The 17037-nt window shown below is 63.5% G+C and carries 16 protein-coding genes and 1 pseudogene; 12 read left to right on the top strand and 5 right to left on the bottom strand.

Features of this window, described 5'->3' with window-relative positions; all coding sequences use genetic code 11:
* A partial coding sequence (locus E3N85_RS04180) for an acetyl-CoA C-acetyltransferase (RefSeq protein ID WP_134459718.1) occupies positions 1-1065 on the top strand: 1065 nt, incomplete at its 5' end.
* Between the two features lie 3 nt (positions 1066-1068).
* Here E3N85_RS04180 and E3N85_RS16200 read toward each other — a convergent pair.
* Positions 1069-1263, bottom strand: coding sequence for a hypothetical protein (locus E3N85_RS16200; RefSeq protein ID WP_166783841.1), 195 nt, complete (start codon positions 1261-1263; stop codon positions 1069-1071).
* Between E3N85_RS16200 and E3N85_RS17090 the strand changes: the two are divergent.
* Positions 1217-1318, top strand: a pseudogene (locus E3N85_RS17090) (hypothetical protein); the annotation flags it as partial. The gene E3N85_RS16200 and the pseudogene E3N85_RS17090 overlap by 47 nt on opposite strands.
* A gap of 154 nt (positions 1319-1472) precedes the next feature.
* On the opposite strand, the gene E3N85_RS16680 reads toward E3N85_RS17090, so the two are convergent.
* Both E3N85_RS16680 and E3N85_RS04165 read right to left on the bottom strand, forming a co-directional pair.
* The gene (locus tag E3N85_RS16680) at positions 1473-2162 is read right to left on the bottom strand and encodes a hypothetical protein (protein ID WP_134459715.1); all 690 of its coding nucleotides are present in this window, start codon (positions 2160-2162) and stop codon (positions 1473-1475) included.
* 783 nt (positions 2163-2945) lie between these two features.
* Entirely contained in the window at positions 2946-3986 is a 1041-nt protein-coding gene (locus tag E3N85_RS04165) for a LacI family DNA-binding transcriptional regulator (protein WP_255453857.1), read from the bottom strand.
* Positions 3987-4187: 201 nt separating this feature from the next.
* Between E3N85_RS04165 and E3N85_RS04160 the strand changes: the two genes are divergently transcribed.
* The 4 genes from E3N85_RS04160 (at position 4188) to E3N85_RS04145 (ending at position 9534) form a co-directional block, all read left to right on the top strand.
* Complete coding sequence (locus E3N85_RS04160) at positions 4188-5447, top strand: extracellular solute-binding protein (protein WP_134459710.1); 1260 nt, start codon at positions 4188-4190, stop codon at positions 5445-5447.
* Positions 5448-5457: 10 nt separating this feature from the next.
* Entirely contained in the window at positions 5458-6546 is a 1089-nt protein-coding gene (locus tag E3N85_RS04155; RefSeq protein ID WP_370289037.1) for a carbohydrate ABC transporter permease, read from the top strand.
* On the top strand, positions 6543-7451 hold the full coding sequence (locus tag E3N85_RS04150) for a carbohydrate ABC transporter permease (RefSeq protein ID WP_134459705.1): 909 nt from the start codon (positions 6543-6545) through the stop codon (positions 7449-7451). The genes E3N85_RS04155 and E3N85_RS04150 overlap by 4 nt, the downstream gene beginning before the upstream one ends.
* 85 nt (positions 7452-7536) lie before the next feature.
* Entirely contained in the window at positions 7537-9534 is a 1998-nt protein-coding gene (locus E3N85_RS04145) for a glycogen debranching N-terminal domain-containing protein (RefSeq protein WP_370289034.1), read from the top strand.
* Between the two features lie 60 nt (positions 9535-9594).
* Here E3N85_RS04145 and E3N85_RS16490 read toward each other — a convergent pair whose 3' ends face one another.
* Positions 9595-9963, bottom strand: coding sequence for a nidogen-like domain-containing protein (locus tag E3N85_RS16490; RefSeq protein WP_174722457.1), 369 nt, complete (start codon positions 9961-9963; stop codon positions 9595-9597).
* A gap of 26 nt (positions 9964-9989) precedes the next feature.
* Between E3N85_RS16490 and E3N85_RS17085 the strand changes: the two genes are divergently transcribed.
* A complete protein-coding gene (locus E3N85_RS17085; RefSeq protein WP_370289032.1) occupies positions 9990-10433 on the top strand; it encodes an IS30 family transposase in 444 nt (147 codons plus the stop codon).
* The gene (locus E3N85_RS04130) at positions 10379-10987 is read left to right on the top strand and encodes a hypothetical protein (protein ID WP_134459699.1); all 609 of its coding nucleotides are present in this window, start codon (positions 10379-10381) and stop codon (positions 10985-10987) included. The genes E3N85_RS17085 and E3N85_RS04130 overlap by 55 nt, the downstream gene beginning before the upstream one ends.
* Here E3N85_RS04130 and E3N85_RS04125 read toward each other — a convergent pair.
* Entirely contained in the window at positions 10948-11958 is a 1011-nt protein-coding gene (locus tag E3N85_RS04125; RefSeq protein WP_134459696.1) for a LacI family DNA-binding transcriptional regulator, read from the bottom strand. The genes E3N85_RS04130 and E3N85_RS04125 overlap by 40 nt on opposite strands.
* 230 nt (positions 11959-12188) lie before the next feature.
* On the opposite strand from E3N85_RS04125, the gene E3N85_RS04120 reads away from it, so the two are divergent.
* The 4 genes from E3N85_RS04120 to rhaS are packed head-to-tail and all read left to right on the top strand — an operon-like array spanning position 12189 to position 16945.
* Positions 12189-13724: a sugar ABC transporter ATP-binding protein gene (locus E3N85_RS04120; protein WP_134459694.1), complete on the top strand. Its 1536-nt coding sequence runs from the start codon at positions 12189-12191 to the stop codon at positions 13722-13724.
* Positions 13721-14764, top strand: a complete 1044-nt coding sequence (locus E3N85_RS04115) for an ABC transporter permease (protein WP_134459691.1) — start codon at positions 13721-13723, stop codon at positions 14762-14764. Before E3N85_RS04120 ends, E3N85_RS04115 begins: the two co-directional genes overlap by 4 nt.
* Positions 14757-15884 carry an ABC transporter permease gene (locus E3N85_RS04110; RefSeq protein WP_134459688.1) on the top strand — a complete coding sequence of 376 codons (1128 nt, stop codon included), beginning with the start codon at positions 14757-14759 and terminating at the stop codon, positions 15882-15884. Before E3N85_RS04115 ends, E3N85_RS04110 begins: the two co-directional genes overlap by 8 nt.
* Entirely contained in the window at positions 15881-16945 is a 1065-nt protein-coding gene (rhaS, locus tag E3N85_RS04105; RefSeq protein ID WP_370289029.1) for a rhamnose ABC transporter substrate-binding protein, read from the top strand. Before E3N85_RS04110 ends, rhaS begins: the two co-directional genes overlap by 4 nt.
* Positions 16946-17037: the final 92 nt, after the last annotated feature.

Genomic DNA, 17037 nt, shown 5'->3' with positions numbered 1-17037 from the left:
GACGACGTCATTTTCGGTCAGGCGTACCCCTCAGCCGAGGCCGCGCCGGTAGCCCGCGTCGCTGCGTTGAATGCTGGCCTGCCCGTCACGGTCGGCGGTGTGCAGGTCGACCGGCGCTGCGGCAGTGGTCTGCAGGCTGTTCTCGACGCCGCCATGCAGGTGCAGACCGGCGTGAGCGACCTGCTGATCGCTGGCGGCGTCGATGTGATGAGCCAGGCTCCGCTGTACACCGTCGATTCCCGTTGGGGCTTGGCCGGAACCGCCGGCGTGCTGCTACGCGACGCCCTCGGCCGAGGCCGCGAAACGGCCGGCGGCCGCAACTATCCGGTGCCAGGCGGCATGCTCGAAACCGCCGAGAACCTGCGCCGCGACTATTCCCTCGACCGGGTCGAGCAAGACGAACTCGCCGCCCGATCACAGCGCCGCGCCCTCGCCGCCGTCGCCGACGGCCGCTTCCTCGACGAGATCGTGCCGGTCACCGTGCCGGGACGCAAGGGCCCCATGGTCGTCTCCGCCGACGAGACCCCCCGCAAAACCACGCTCGAGGCCCTCGCCGGCCTGAAGCCGATCATGGGCAAAGCGGATGCCGCAGCCACCGTCACCGCCGGAAACGCCAGTGGGCAAAACGACGCGGCCGCCGCGTGCATCGTGACTACCCCGGAGCGGGCCGCCGCGCTCGGCCTGGTGCCGCTGGTGCGCCTCGCAGCATGGGCCCGCGCCGGCGTCGAACCCTCGCGCATGGGCCTCGGCCCGGTACCCGCCACGAAACTCGCGCTCGAACGCGCCGGGCTCACCCTCGCCGACATGGACCTGATCGAACTCAACGAGGCGTTCGCCGCGCAGGTGCTCGCCGTCTCCCGGGAGTGGAACTTCACCCCGGAAGACTGGGCCCGCACCAACGTCAACGGCTCCGGGATCTCGCTCGGTCACCCGGTCGGCGCGACCGGCGCTCGCATCCTCGCCACCGCCAGCCGCCACCTGCAGCGCACCAACGGCCGGTACCTGCTCGAAACCATGTGCATCGGCGGCGGGCAAGGACTCGCCGCGATCTGGGATCGCGTCTGAACCTCAATACGCCTCGGCAGGCAGGCAGTCCGCGTCGTTTGCCTCGGCCGAACCTCCGCTAGTGCTTTGCAGCATATGGTGAGAATGGCGCGGCAGATCAATCGACGTGAGGATGATAATCGTCGGTAACGGTGAGCGGCGCGGGTCCGGCGTGGCCAGTATCCCGCTGAAGAAGCTCATCGGATCTGCATCGTTCATTGATCTGAGCGCGGACGCCGAGAAAAACCCGAACTTTCTGCTCGAGGTCGGGCATGTGAAGGCGTGGGAGATGGAACACGGGCAGCTCAAGGAGAACACGTGGCTTCTGTTCGCACCGGCTGGGACCAGTATTCCTCGGACGAAGCCAGCTTTCTCATCGCCGACGAGACGGGGCCACACATATCTGCGCTGTGGCGAGCACCGGTCAACTAAACGAGTGGCAGACGGTGAATCCGATCATCGACCGCATCTTGACGAGCTTGGAACGAGGCCCCAATACGCAGGGTTACAATGCGGGCAGCATTCCGAGCATCCTCGATCGTCAGGCTGCTCGTGGGCAGGCGCTCAAATGCTTCTTGCATTGCAAACCGCGCGACAAGTGTCTCGACAGACGTGCGAGGCTTTCCCCTAAGAATGCTCGCTCGATTCTCCATCTCCGAGTCGACGACGTACTGGCCCCTATCGCGGTGCACCTGCGCCACGACACCCTTTACGAGTCCGTCGAACTGCCGCTGCCGCTCCTCGCGCCGGACCTCGACCTTCGTAGCTCGCACGGCCGCGGCGACGTCGCGGCTGGTCAGGAGGTCGACCCGGCTCATCTGCTCTGAAACAATCTCGACGGCTCTGGCGTAAACGATGTTCTCCACCGGAACCGGCGGGAGCCCCCGTCGCGCCCTGGTCTCGACGTAGGCCTCAGCGAACTCGCGCATAAGGGCGCCGTTCTTGAGCATGTGCTCGGTCAGCGATTCGGCGAACACAGTGAACTGCCGCAGATGCTCGGGTCGCGATGGATCATTGAAGTAGGCGTGAGCTTCGCGCTCGTTCGCGCGTCGCTCGGCCGCGGTCGTCGCGTGCAGGAGCTTCGGCGGGAGACCGGTCCTGGCAAGGCTGCGCTTCAAGCGTCTCGCTGCCGCGTTGGCCGGTCACTTCGCCGGTTGCGCTGCAACTCGGCGCGACGTTCCTTGTTGCGCTCGGCCCACTGCCGGGAGATCTGCTTCGTGCGGTCGGGCTCACGGACATCCAAATCAATCTCCCCGACCACGGCGCAGTCAAGAGTCTGGCGATCACCCAGCAGGTGGTGCTTTGCCCGGGCATGGCCATCAAACCCGGATATTTCCCCGGCTTTCTCACAATCGATATTCCGCTGTCACTCCCTCGGGACGGTCACGTGGTGCGAAAGCTGGACTATACACATTTCAGAGAACCGGCAAGATCCGCGACAGGTCTCGCATTCGCTTTCTGTCTAGGCTCATGCAGCATTGGGACGAGCCGGCACGTCACGCTATCCAACCAAAATCTGCCGGGGAGCGACTCCGGCCGCCGCGCGACAAATATGAGCCATCATTCCGACTGCGTCACGGACTCGATCTATCTGTGACGTTAGAGTTCGGCACAGCGAGAGCTCAAGGTGGAATATCGCCAGCAACCTGTTACGACGCATGCCGATATTGATGATTATGTCAACAAGTAGAGTGATTATTATCAAATTCTGCTCTTGGGCCCCGTTTTGATATTGAGTACCCATTCCCGAAATATGCATCTGACCAAGTGTCTTGCTGAATTAAATTAGTAATCGCGCCCTGGGTCGGGTGCACGCGGGACGTGTTTGACCCATTGGGAACGCCCATTGACTCTGTCGTTATTTGGGTGCCCCGCGAGACACCGACCGAGGCCAGACCAGCTCACGCCAGCACCTCCATCGGGATCGCCGCGAACGCTCGCGTGACCAGCCGGGGTCTGATCATCTGGTACCGAGGCTGCAGTGACTCCGGCGCACCGTGGATTTGACCACCGAACTCGCCGGTCAGAAGATCAAGCACGCCCGCGGCGACCTCTCCTACCGACTGGTCCACGCTCGACAGCCCGATTGCGGCAGCGACCGGTGTGTTGTCGTAGCCCGTCACCGGCACCCGCTCAGGGTTGGCGATCATCGCTCCCAGGGCCAGCGAGTCGCTCGCGCAGAGAACTGCGTCCAGCGGCCCAGCCCTGCGTCGCAGGTCCTGCATCGCAGCGGTACCCTCGGATACACCATCGACGGTAACCACCTCGAGCTTGGTCAGGTCAGCCTCGGTCACGTCGCCGCGTTCGTGCATCGCATCGTGCCAGCCGCGGCGCCGGTCATCGCCGGTATCCGCCGAGCTAGGCCAGCCAATGTAGCCGATACGCCGCGCGCCGGCATTCTGCGCCGCCCGGGTCGCCTCATGCAGCCCGGCCCAGCCGTCCACATCTACCCAGAGGTGCTGCGGGTCGCTCACGTCGTCGGTCCCCCAGGGCCGCCCAAAGGTCACGAAGGCGATCTTGTTCTCGATCAGCCACTTCGTGCGGGGGTCGCCAGCAAAAGTGGAAGTAAGCACGAAGCCGTCCACGTCGGCCCCGTCATTCAGGCGCTGCAACTGGATGATCTCGTCCTCGGGGCTGGTCGCGGTGAACAGCAACACCCGTAAACCCTGTTTGTCGGCCTGCTCGGTCAACGCGTGCAAAAACCGATCCAGCACAGACCCCGATATGCCGTCGATCATCGGATCCAGCCGGATGCCAATGGTGGAGCTGCGTCGGGTACGCAATCGCCGCGCCGAGGCGTGCGGGCGGTAGCCCAACTGCGCGATCGCAGCCTCGACCCGTTCGCGCGTATCGGCGCGCACAATGCCGGGCGAGTTCATCACATTTGAAACGGTCTGGCGGGAAACGCCTGCCGCGAGTGCAACATCCGTCACCGTAGGCATCGAAGCCATAGTCGATCCTCCCCACGAACCTCAGAATGTATCGATCCAATATTGGATCTCCAAAGGCTACCGCTTTTGCATTGGCTGAAGCCTCACCGCATTGGATCGATCCAAGAAATTATTTGATCGATCAAATAAAGTCAGCTACTGTAAACACCACACAAGATGTGCGCACCGTAGCGCGATAGAAGGAGCATCAAGATGCAACGACGCAACTCCCGCTTGCTGATCGGCGCAGGTCTCACCGTGGTCGGTGCCCTCACCCTCAGCGCGTGCGGTTCCGGATCCGGTTTCAGCAGTGACTCCGCCACCACCGGCGGCGAACTCACCAGCGACTCCTCCCAGGGTCTCTCGGTTCTGATCGGCTCAAGTGGGGACGCCGAGACCGCTGCCGTCAACGCCGCCGTGGCCGCCTGGTCCAAGACCTCCGGCACCAACGCCGAGGTCAGCGTCGCGAGCGACCTCAATCAGCAGCTCGCCCAGGGCTTCGCCGCGCAGAAGCCTGCCGACGTGTTCTACCTCTCGACAGATGCCCTCGCCGGGTACGCGTCGAACGGCTCGCTGCTCGCCTACGGTGACAACCTGGCCAGCAAAGACGACTTTTACCCCAGCTTGGTCAGTGCCTTCACCTATGAAGGCGAGTTCTACTGCGCCCCGAAGGACTTTTCTACCCTGCAGCTGCTCATCAACACGGATCTCTGGGCCCAGGCCGGGCTCACGGATGCCGACATCCCCACCACCTGGGACGAGCTCGCGACGGTGAGCGCAACGCTGACCACCGGCTCCCAGGTGGGCCTCGCCCTCGGCAGCGAATACGCCCGCCTGGGCGCGTTCATGGCCCAGGCCGGCGGCAGTCTGATGAACGAGGACAGCACCGAGGCCACCGCAAACAGCCCGGAGAATGTTGCGGGCCTCGAATACGCGCAGACGCTCCTCAACGACGGCGTGATGAGCTATGCCAGCGAGATCGGTGCAGGTTGGGGCGGCGAGGCGTTCGGAAAGCAGTTGTCCGCCATGACAATTGAGGGTAACTGGATCACCGGCGCGATGACGAACGACTTCCCCGACGTCAACTACACGGTGGCCGAACTGCCGGCAGGCCCAGAAGGCAAAGGCACCCTGCAGTTCACCAACTGCTGGGGCATCGCCGCCGACAGCCCCAACCAGACCGCGGCCCTGAACCTGGTGGAACAGCTCACCAGCAAGGACGCCCAGCTAACCTTCTCCGAGGAGTTTGGCCCGATGCCCTCGATCATGTCGGCCGCCGCCGAGTGGAAGAGCGCCAACCCCACCCTGGTTCCGTTCCTGGACGGCGCGGACTACGCCCAGGGCGTGCCCATTGTGAAGGGCGCCGCGGATGTCGTGAGCGACCTGAACGCACAGCTCGAGTCACTCAAAACCGGGAACGCGCAAGCAATCCTCGACTCCACGCAGAAGAACCTTCAAGCGCTACTGAAGTAGCCCCATGTCGATGCCTGCACGCACGCCTCACCGCTCCGGCATCCGGGGCGGTGAGGCCGCCTCGGGGTGGCTCTTCACAGCCCCGATGATCATCCTGCTCGGGATGTTTTTGGTCATCCCGGTGCTGATGGCCCTCTGGGTCAGCTTCTCCGACTGGAACGGTCGCGGCAGTCCTTTTTCCGGCTCCGTTGCTTTTGTGGGCTTGGACAATTATTCCGCTCTCGTCGGCGGCGGCGGCCTCGCCGAACAGGACTTCGGCACAGCGTTGCGCAACAATGCCTGGTACGTCCTTCTGGTCGTGCCGATCCAGACGACGCTGTCCCTGTTCTTGGCCGTTTTGGTCAACCGGCGGATCTTGCGCGGCCGCGGCTTTTTCCGCACCGCGTTCTATTTCCCGTCGGTCACCAGTTCCGTGGCCATCACGGTGCTGTGGCTGTTCCTGTTCAGCGCCAGTGGCGCCGTCAACAAACTGCTCTCATTCATCGGCGTCAACGGACCGAACTGGTTCAACGACCCTAGCGGAGTGCTGCACAACATCTTCGAGGCGTTGGGCGTCGAGACGGGCCCGGCCGTCCTCACCGGCAACTCGTTCCTCGGTATCTCGTTCTGGGAATGGCTGGCCGGGCCATCTGTTGCCATGAGCGCCTTCATTTTAATGGCCGTGTTCACCACCAGCGGCACGTTCATGCTGTTGTTCATCGCCGCACTGCAGAACCTCAGCGGAGATGTCGTCGAGGCCGCCATAATGGACGGCGCCAACGGTTGGCAACGGTTCTGGCAAGTCACCCTCCCCCAGCTGCGGCCGACCCTCTTCACCGTGCTCACTCTCGGCCTGATCGGTGCCTGGCAGGTTTTCGACCAAATTTATACCGGCACCCAGGGCGGGCCAGGCAAGACGACACTCACCCCGGCCTATCTCTCCTACCAGGCCGCCTTCACCAACCAGGCCTGGGGCCAGGGCGCCGCGATCGCGTTCATCCTGTTCGTGATCATCGTGGTCTTCACCCTGTTTCAACGGTGGCTACTGGCCGAACGCACGGTTTCCGCCCGGCGGATGCGCTTGTACCTGAAAACCCCAACCTCCGGAGGTTTCAAATGACCACCACCGTGAGAACCCGCATGCGTCCCAGCACCGCCTCCCAGCGACTGCGCAACCTGAGCCGGCCGCAGCTACCCACCAGCGTGATCGCCGGCCGGTCGCTGCTCTACGCGATCCTGATCGTGCTCGCGATGATCTACATCGCTCCCTTCCTCGTGCAGGTCGCGACCTCCTTCAAAACGGATGTCGAAGCCGCCACCAATCCCATCTCGCTGCTACCGCAGACCTGGTCGACGTCCGCGTACGAGAGGTTGTTCCTCAACTCGGACTTCCCGATCTGGTTCCAGAACTCCGCGATCGTCACGGTCTTCGTCACGCTCGGCCGCGTGTTCTTCAACTCTCTGGCGGGCTACGCCCTAGCCCGGCTGCATTTTCGAGGGCGCAATGTGATCTTCGCGCTGCTCATCGCTGTGATGAGCGTGCCCGGGGTGGTGCTGCTGATTCCCAAGTTCCTGGTGATCAACCAACTCGGCATCTACGACACCTATGTGGCCATGATCGTGCCGCTGCTCACCGACGCCGCGGGCGTCTTCATCATGAAGAACTTCTTCGAATCGATCCCGGCAAGCGTCGAAGAGCAAGCACGCATCGACGGGGCAGGCAACTTCCGAGTGTTTTGGTCGATCGTGCTGCCGATGGCCCGGCCGGCCCTGGTCACGATCATCATCCTGTCGTTTCAGGGCTCCTGGAATGAGCTGTCGCACTTCATCGTGGCCACGCAATCACCCGAATTGACCACACTCACCAAGGGAGTGGCCTCGCTGGCCTCCGGGCAGCTGAGCCAGGGGACCCAGTACCCGCTCAAGCTCGCCGCGGCGGCGATCATGACCATCCCGGTCGCGGTGATGTTCTTCATCTTCCAAAAACGCATCATGAACACCACTGACGGCGCTGTGAAGGAGTAGTCGGCGCCGTCCGTTTTTTCCCCCAGATCACACCACAACACCTTGGAGTCGTACCTCAAACATGTTCTCTCACCCTGTCCAGCCGTTGCTCCATAATTCCGCCATTGTTTTGGCCGCGCCAACCCAGGCATGGTCCGGGTCCGACGGACATACGACGCTTCCTATCCATGGCCTTTACCACTCCGACACCCGTGTCCTCTCCGGCTGGAGCCTGCGGGTCGGCGGGTCTGCGGGCGAACCGATCGGCTCAGCTGCTCGCGGCGCTGGCGAGATGACGTTCAGTGCGCTGCTGCGCCACCTTGACGACCGCACCGCCGACCCGCGGTTGCGACTGGAGGTTACCCGCAGGGTCACGGCCGGCCACCTGACCGAGAGCATCACTCTTATTTCCGGACTGCAACACGCGATTGACACGACTGTTTCCGTGCGCCTGGTTCCCGATTTCGCGGACATGCAGATCGTCAAGGCCGGCCTTGGTGGCGGCGCTCAGCTAGTCACATCTGGGACAGCCGACCTACCCGAGGCGCCGGTCATCACCGTGAAAGAGACGGGCACCGGCATCCATCTCACCACCCCGACCGTAGCTGCACTAGTGAGCCTGAGCGACGACGGTGTGCCGAGCACTGCTGCCACAGAAGTTGGCGGCGACTGGTCGGTTACCGTGCCCGCCCGCGGCAGCGTCACCGTGCAGTGGACGATCGATATCGAGCACTCAACGACCGTGGTGCAGGCGGCCTCGGGCCTGCCCGAGTGGGCCGGGGTATCGGTGAGCTCCGGCGACGCACGCCTGGACCGCTGGGTGCAGCGCGCACTCGACGACCTCTCCGGCCTGCGAATGGCAACGACGGCACGGCCGGATGAGCCATTCCTTGCTGCCGGCGCCCCTTGGTTCTTCACCCTGTTCGGCCGAGATTCACTCTGGGCTGCCCGGTTCCTGCTCCCCCTCGGCACCGAGATCGCGGCCTCCACTCTACGGTTACTCGCCCAGCTGCAGGGCACCCGGAACAACGCCGAGACCGCAGAACAGCCCGGCAAAATCATGCACGAGCTGCGGCCCGCCGCTTTCACGATCCCCGGCGAAGACATGTCGCTACCGCCGCTCTACTACGGCACCGTCGACGCCACTCCCCTGTGGGTCTGCCTGTTGGCCGACGCCCACCGCTGGGGCATGGCCGACGCCGAGGTCGAGGCCCTCCTGCCACACCTCGAAGCAGCCCTGGCCTGGATGCGCGACTTCGGCGACAGCGACGGTGACGGATTTCTCGAGTACGTCGACAGCACCGGGCACGGGCTCGCTAACCAGGGCTGGAAGGACTCCGGTGACTCCATCCAGTGGCGTGACGGAAGCCTCGCCACTGGGCCTATCGCTCTCTGCGAGGTCCAGGCATACGCCTACCAAGCCGCGATCGATGGCGCCGGCTTGCTCGACGCATTCAACCGGCCCGGTGGCGACACCTGGCGCGCCTGGGCCGAGGAGCTCAAGACCCGGTTCCGCCAGTCATTCTGGATCGACTCCCCGCAGGGCCGCTACCCGGCTGTGGCCCTGGACGCGTTCAAACGCCCGGTCGACACCGTCACCAGCAACATCGGCCACCTCCTTGGCACCGGCTTGCTCTCCGCCGAAGAGTCCGCCCTCGTCGCTGCCCGTCTGGTCTCTCCCGAACTCAACTCCGGCTTCGGCCTGCGCACCATGTCCACCGACTCGGCCGGGTACTGGCCGGTGAGCTACCACGGCGGCTCGGTCTGGACCCACGACACCGCGATTGCCATCGCCGGGCTCGGCCGCGCCGGTTTCGGTGCCGAGGCAGGCGTTTTGATCACCGGTCTGCTCGCAGCGGCCGAATCGTTTGACTACCGGATGCCCGAACTCCACTCCGGCGACGCCTCCACAGCTGTCACCGCGGCGGGGTCCTACCCTGCCGCCTGCCGCCCGCAGGCCTGGTCCGCTGCGGCCGCAGTGTCCGTGCTCAGCACCGTGCTGGGCCTCGAACCGGACCCGGTAACGGGCGAGGTAACGTCCACTTCCATCAGCCCCGCTATCGTTGGAACCGTCACGCTAAATGGCCTGGCCGCCGCTCTCTGAGTCGGCTGAGGTCCGCCCTCGCTCACCCTGTCAGCGGGTCAGCCGATGACGGCGACCATGTCAATATCCTGATGAAGCCCCACCGGAATCTTCCGATGGGGCTTTTTCACACCCCAAATCCTCGCCGGCCGAACCGCCGCTCGCGCTTCCCATTCCCACTTCCCACTTCCCACTTCCCACTTCCCACTTCCCACTTCCCACTTCCCACTTCCCACTTCCCACTTCCCACTTCCCACTTCCCACTTCCCACTGGATCTTGTCGTAGTTGAACACGATGTCGAATGCACCAGCCCCCTTGTCCGACTTATCGACGAGAAGGAGCTGGAACGAGTTGAGTTTGTCTGTGCCACCGGAGTAGTAGCCGACGTTGACCCAGTTCACACAGAACGCGTTGTGGCCTTTAAAAACGGTCTCGCCATAGGAGTCCACAGCAGATCAGTGACGACCTCGCGGTCGTGTTCGCCGGCCAAGGCGAGATGCAGGTCTCCCACGAGTCGATCTATCAAAGCCTCTACGTTCAAAGCCGTGGTTACGTCGGAGTTCACCTGCACCGGCACCCGCGGCGGGGCCGGTCAGCGCGGAAACCGCGGGCCACGCAGCTGAACGCGGCGGGTGAAATTCGCGACAAAGTGATGCTGAGCGAACGGCCCACAGAGGCCAATGACAGGCTGGTCTCCGGTCATTGGGAGGGTGATCTGATCGTGGGTTCGGCGTCGGGATCGGCGATCGCGACGTTGATTGAACGCACGACGCGGTTCGTCGTGTTGGTGCACCTGCCCAACGGCGCTTCCTCGGAGCGAAGTCGCCAGAGTCCTTCCACCCCAAGGCGCGGGGGCACCGGATTATGGCGGATGAAATCGTCGAGCTTTTCAGCAGGCCGGTGCTGCCGTCCTTCGTGATCAAGCCGCAGCAAATCGTGACCCGCTCGCTGTTCGTTTCCGGGCGCTCAATGCATTTCAACGCAGCGTGGCCCGGAAGCGACGTGATCATGACCCTCATCTCGCCAAGTGGCGTCCGGTACGACCGCTCCAACACTCGTGAAGCCGTTCACGGGAACGGGCCCACTTATGAGTACTTCGATATCGACAACCCCGAGCAGGGTACCTGGACGGCGGCGATGTTCGGCGCTGACGTGGATCCAGCCGGCGAGCCCGTCAGCTATACCGCCGCCGACCAACCAGTCCCGAACGTCAAGCCGACCGCCTCGTTCACAACCTCCGGATCCGGCACCACGTACCGCTTCGATGCCTCCGCGTCGACAGACCTCGACGGCTCGGTCGAGGAGTACATGTGGGAGCTCGTGTTTGCTCAAGTTCGCAGCAGAGAAATCGCACGTCACAAGGAGTATCCCCACGTTTTTCAAGGTCCTCCCGCTCCAATTTTGGGCATAACCATTCCGCCCCGATGCAGACCTCAAGCCCCGGTGGACTCGCGAACGACCAGTTCGGGCTGAAACACGATATGTTCGTGCTCAAACGTGTCGCCGACCTCGGCCTCGCGCAGCAGCAGGTCGACTGCGGTGTAGCCGATCAGCACGCTCGGCTGACGGATCGACGACAGCGGCACCACGGCCGCAGCGGCGAAAGCGATATCGTCGTAGCCGATCAGGGCAATATCGCGCGGCACGTGCAGCTCACCGCGCATGTTGAGCGCCTGCAGCACACCGATGGCGAGCAGATCGTTGGCGGCAAAGATGGCATCGGGACGGTCACCGGGTGCCCGCTCCAGCACCAGCTCGCCGGCGGCACGGCCGGCCAGCACCGAGAGGGCATCGGTTTCGATGACTTCCAGAGACACCGACGGATGTTTAGCAACGGCTTCCCGCGCACCCTCCAGCCGATCGACCACCTGCCGAATGCTGATTGGTCCGCCAACGAAAGCGATACGAGTCTTGCCGATGGACACCAGGTGATGCGCAGCGAGGCGCCCGCCCGCAACGTCGTCGACGGCGACGGAGGAAAAGCTACGGTCCTCCGTCTGGCGATCGACCAATACGGTCGGTGTACCGCGAGCGCGCAATCGGGTGAGTCGGTCGCCGACGTCACCAAGCGGTGAGATCAATACTCCGTGCACACGCTGTTCCTCGAACAGGTCGAGGTAAGCGGCCTCACGGGCGAGACTGTCGTCGGTGTTGCCGAGTAGAACTGCGAGCCCCTCTTCGGTTGCTCGATCTTCGGCACCACGGGCGACATCGGTGAAGAATGGGTTCGCGACGTCGAGCACGATGAGCCCTAGGCTGCGACTCCGACCGGCCCGCAACTGACGGGCGGCGTCGTTGCGTACGAAGCCGAGATCGGCAATGGCAGCTTGAACTCGCGCGACCGTGCCCGGCGACACTTTTTCGGGTCGGTTCAACACGTTCGACACCGTACCCACCGATACGCCGGCGGCGGCGGCGACGTCGTTGACGCTGATCGATGCCACACTGACTCCCTTTTCGCTGGGACGCCTCCGGCGGCCCAGCCCTCAGCCTATTGGCCATAGGCGCCCACAATGAAACGAATCAACACAGGTGGTCGGGTTTCATGTCAATTGGGAAACGATGATGGAAAGTGCTGTTGACGATCAGGTCGCCGCCACCCTAGTATTCACTGAGTAGCCGAAATGAAACGATTCATTCAGGCATTTCCTCGACGCGGAGGCACGACCTCGAAATGATCAACACTCCCGAACCGACCATCGGACGGTCGATTACACCGCTCCTGTCATTGCGCGGGGCGGCCAAAGCATTCGGCCCGGTCATCGCCCTCGCCGACGGCGTGGTCGAGATACTCCCCGGTGAGATTCACGCCTTGGTCGGCGAGAATGGAGCGGGCAAGTCCACCCTGGTCAAGATTCTGGCGGGGCTTTACAGCCTGGACGCCGGCGAATTTCTGGTTCAGGGGAAGCCGGTGACCTTTCGCACTGTGGCCGACAGCAAGGCTGCCGGCATCTCCGTTATCTATCAGGAGCCGACGCTCTTTCCCGATCTCACAGTCGCGGAAAACATCTTTATCGGGCGACAGCCCAAGCACGCACTCGGCCTGATCAACCGGTCGGCAATGCGCAAAGAGGCTCGTGCCCTGTTCGAGCAGCTCGGCGTGCGCATCGATCCGGACCGCATCGCCGAAGGACTCTCGATCGCGGACCAACAGATCATCGAGATCGCCAAAGCGATCTCCCTCGATGCGAACGTGCTAATCATGGACGAACCGACGGCGGCACTCTCCGGCCTCGAGGTGGAACGACTCTTTCAAGTCGCACGGGCCCTGCGCGCGAACGGCGCGGGCATTCTGTTCATCTCGCACCGGTTCGACGAGGTATTCGCGCTGTGCGACCGCATCACGGTCATGCGCGATGGCGAATACATCACGACCCACCAAACCAACGAGGTGACCTCGCCCCAGATCGTGCGTGAGATGGTCGGTCGGGACATTGGCGCCCTATTCCCCAAGGTGGTCGCCGAGGTCGGAGAGACCGTGCTGAAAGTGTCTGACCTTTCGCGCACCGGCGTCTTTGCTGATATCAGCTTCGAGGTCAAGGCCGGCGAGATCGTGGCACTGGCCGGCCTGGTGGGTGCTGGTCGCACGGAGGTGGCTCGCGCCATTTTCGGTATCGACCCCTACGATCACGGCTCAGTAGAACTGCACGGCGCTCGCGTCAAACCGAACAACCCGCAGGCGGCGATCGACGCTGGCATGGGTTTTGTTCCCGAGGACCGCCGGAAGCAGGGACTCGTCATGGACCTCTCGGTGGCACGCAACGCCGCTCTCACGCTGCGCAACCGCCTGTCGCGTTTCGGCCTCATCAACGCTGCAACCGAGCGCCGCGCGGCGGAGGATTGGACGACCCGCCTGCAGGTGAAGACGAGGTCCCAGGAGTACAAGGTCTCCACCCTTTCCGGCGGCAACCAGCAGAAGGTCGTGTTGGCCAAATGGCTGGCCACCGAGCCGACGTTCCTCATCGTCGACGAACCCACGCGTGGCATCGATGTCGGCACCAAGAGTGAAGTGCACCGTCTACTGTCAGATCTCGCCGGGCGAGGCATTGCCATCCTGATGATTTCCAGCGAACTGCCCGAAGTCCTGGGCATGGCCGACCGAGTACTGGTCATGCACGAGGGTCGTCTCACCGCCCAACTCGACCGAGCGGATGCGACAGCCGAGTCGATCATGCACGCGGCAACCGCAAAACTGGAGCGCTCACGATGACCATCGGCACCTCGCCACCCGACACGGCCGGCACCGCGATGCGGCGCACCTCGGGCGTACTGGCCTCCGTGCTGCGCCTCCGGGAGCTTCCGGTCACGCTGGCCCTCATCGCCCTGGTCGCCCTGACCTATCTGGCCAATCCGCTCTTCCTCGGCCAGCAGGGCATGAAAGACCTGCTTCTGAACGCGACGATCGTCATCATCCTCGCCGTCGGGCAGGCGATGGTCATCATCACCCGCAACGTCGACTTGTCGGTGGGATCGATCCTCGGCATCGTTGCCTTCAGCACCGGAACCCTGTTCGTGGCCGTTCCGGGTATTCCGATCGTGCTGATTTTTCTTTCGGGAATGGCGCTCGGTGCCCTGCTCGGCAGCGTCAACGGTTTTCTCGTCACCGTCGCCAAAGTTCCGTCGCTCGTCATCACCCTCGGTACCCTGTACATTTACCGCGGTCTCAACAATGCGTGGGCCGGTGGTACGCAATACTTCGCCGGAGACCGGCCCGACAGCTTCGGCGCCCTGTCCGTCGACACCATCGCCGGCTTTCCCCTGATCACCCTGATCGCAATCGTCGTCGTCATCATCATCGCAATTTTCATGGCGTCCACGCGACCCGGTCGTGATTTGTACGCCATCGGCTCCGACCCGGAAGCGGCCAAACTGTTCGGTATCCCGGTCACTCGCCGCGTGCTCCTCGCCTTTCTCAGCAACGGCGTGTTAGCCGGTCTCGCCGGCGTGCTCTACGCCAGCCGGTTCAACTCGGTTGGAGCGACGACCGGAACCGGCCTCGAATTCGACATCATCGCCGCTGCCGTCGTCGGCGGCGTTGCGATCTTCGGCGGCAGCGGCACCGTTGTCGGAGCTGCCATCGGCGCGCTGCTGCTGACCACCATCACAAGCGCCCTGACCGCCATACGTGTCGACAAATTCTGGCAGCAGGCCATTGTCGGCCTGCTCATCCTGGCCGCGATAGTCATTGATCGAATCGCGCGCATTCGAACAGCGAAGAAGCTCCGACACAGTGAGGCACGCGATGTCTAATCCGCCGACCGAACTGCTCCCGACCGAGACGAACAAATCCGGAACCCGCTCGGCCGGGGTACCGACCGCCCGCGGTCGCACCGGAATCGCCCGCATTCTGCTTGGCCGCGACACGGTCATGATCTACGCGCTCATCGTGTTCATCATCTACGCCGCGCTGTTCATTCCGCGGTTCTACAGTCCTGTCTCGACCGGCTTTCTACTCCTGGACGTAATTCCAGCCCTGCTGATCGCCCTACCGATGACGCTCATCATCATCACCGGCGAGATCGACCTTTCAGTGGCTAGCATCGCCGGTCTCACAAGCGCACTGATGGGGGTACTCTGGGCAGCTGGCCTCGATATCGGCCTTGTGCTCATCATCAGCCTGCTCGCCGGAGTGCTCGCCGGGGCTTTCAACGGTCTGCTCGTAGCGGTTCTCGGGCTGCCCTCCCTCGCTGTGACCATCGGCACCTTAGCGCTGTTTCGCGGCCTGGCGCTCGTCGTCATCGGCGACAACGCGGTGGCCAATTTTCCGCCGGCACTCACGAGCTTCTTCACCTCTAAATTGGGCGGCACCGGAATACCGACGGTCATGATCGGCGTGGTTCTGGTCGCGATCATCTTCGGCGTGGTGCTGCACCTCACTCCGTTTGGTCGTGGCCTGTTCGCCCTCGGGTATAGCAAGGAAGCGGCCATCTTCGTCGGCATCAAGGTGGTGCGAGCCAAATTCTGGCTCTATGTCGCGTCTGGCTCCGTCTCGGCCCTGGCCGGAATCTATTGGACCCTGCGCTATTCGAGCGCCCGCAGCGACAACGCCAGCGGCCTCGAACTCACGGTGATCGCTGCCGTGCTGCTCGGCGGAGTCTCCATCTTCGGCGGCAAGGGATCGATCCCCGGTGCCATCGCCGGAGTGCTGCTGATCGGAACGATCAACTTCACGTTACGGCTGGGCCGCACCTCCGACGTGGTGCTCATCATCGTTACCGGTACCCTGCTCATCGCCTCCGTGGTGGCCCCCAGCATTATCGACGGCATCACGAAATGGCTACATACCCGGCGACACCGCCGCACTCTTCCCCAGGCATCGGCCTCGGGAGCAACCCGCGCCACAGCATCCGGCGTTCAGGAAGGGAAATGACAATGCAGTTCATTCGCCACACCAAGACGAGGCGCACTCGCCGCTTCCTCACCCTCGCAGCAGTCGCCGCGTCCGTTGCCCTCGTCGCGAGCGGCTGCGCCGCAGGCAATGGTGCCGGAACCGGCACCGCCGCCGAGGGAGATCTCAGCATCACCTTCATTCCCAAGCAGCTCAACAACCCGTACACCGACGTCGTTCTCGGCGGCGGAAAGGACGGCGCGACCGCCGCCGGCTTCGCCGCGACCGAGGTCGTTGGCCCGCTCGAAGCGAGTGCGAGCAGCCAGGTGTCGTTCATCAATGCTGAAACCCAAGCCGGAACCAGCGTCATCGTGATCGCTGCCAACGACCCGGATGCCGTCGGTCCGGCCCTCGAGGAAGCCCGCGCCGCCGGCGCCAAGATCGTGGCGTTCGACTCGGACACCAATCCGGACTACCGTGATGTGTTCATCAGCCAAGTCGTCGCCAAGGACGTCGCACTGATTCAGATCGAGCTACTCGCCGAGCAGATCGGCGGATCGGGAGAAATCGCGATTCTCTCGGCCACGGCCAATGCGACCAACCAGAACGAGTGGATCAAGTTCATCGAGGAGGAGCTCGCTTCCAACCCGGAGTACGCGGAAATCTCCCTCGTTGCCAAGGTCTACGGTGATGACGACGACACCAAGTCGTTCCAGGAGGCTCAGGGTCTGCTGCAGGCCTACCCGAACCTCAAGGGCATCATCTCACCGACCACGGTCGGCATCGCGGCCACGGCACGCTATCTCTCCACCTCGAACTACAAGGGCACCGTCGCGCTGACCGGGCTCGGGCTACCCAATGAAATGCGCCCGTTCGTCAAGGACGGCACCGTCACCGCGTTCGCCCTCTGGGACCCGGCACAGCTCGGTTACGTCGCCGCGTTCGCCGGCAAGGCTCTCGCCGACGGAACCATCACCGGAGCCGAGGGCGACACCTTCGAAGCCGGCGACCTCGGTGAGCGTGAGGTGGGTGCCGACGGGATCGTCATCGTCGGCCCGCCGACCACGTTCAACGCCGACAACATTGATGACTACGACTTCTAAGTAGTCCTCGCAGGGAGCGGATGCTGTGGGACGGATGCTGCGGCATCCGTCCCACAGCCCTCGACCGCCCAACTTAACGAACTTCAGAGGCA

This window comes from Cryobacterium sp. Hz9 (assembly GCF_004402825.1).
In the GTDB taxonomy this organism is placed as follows: domain Bacteria; phylum Actinomycetota; class Actinomycetes; order Actinomycetales; family Microbacteriaceae; genus Cryobacterium; species Cryobacterium gelidum.
This window is presented reverse-complemented; position numbering and strand designations above follow the sequence as displayed.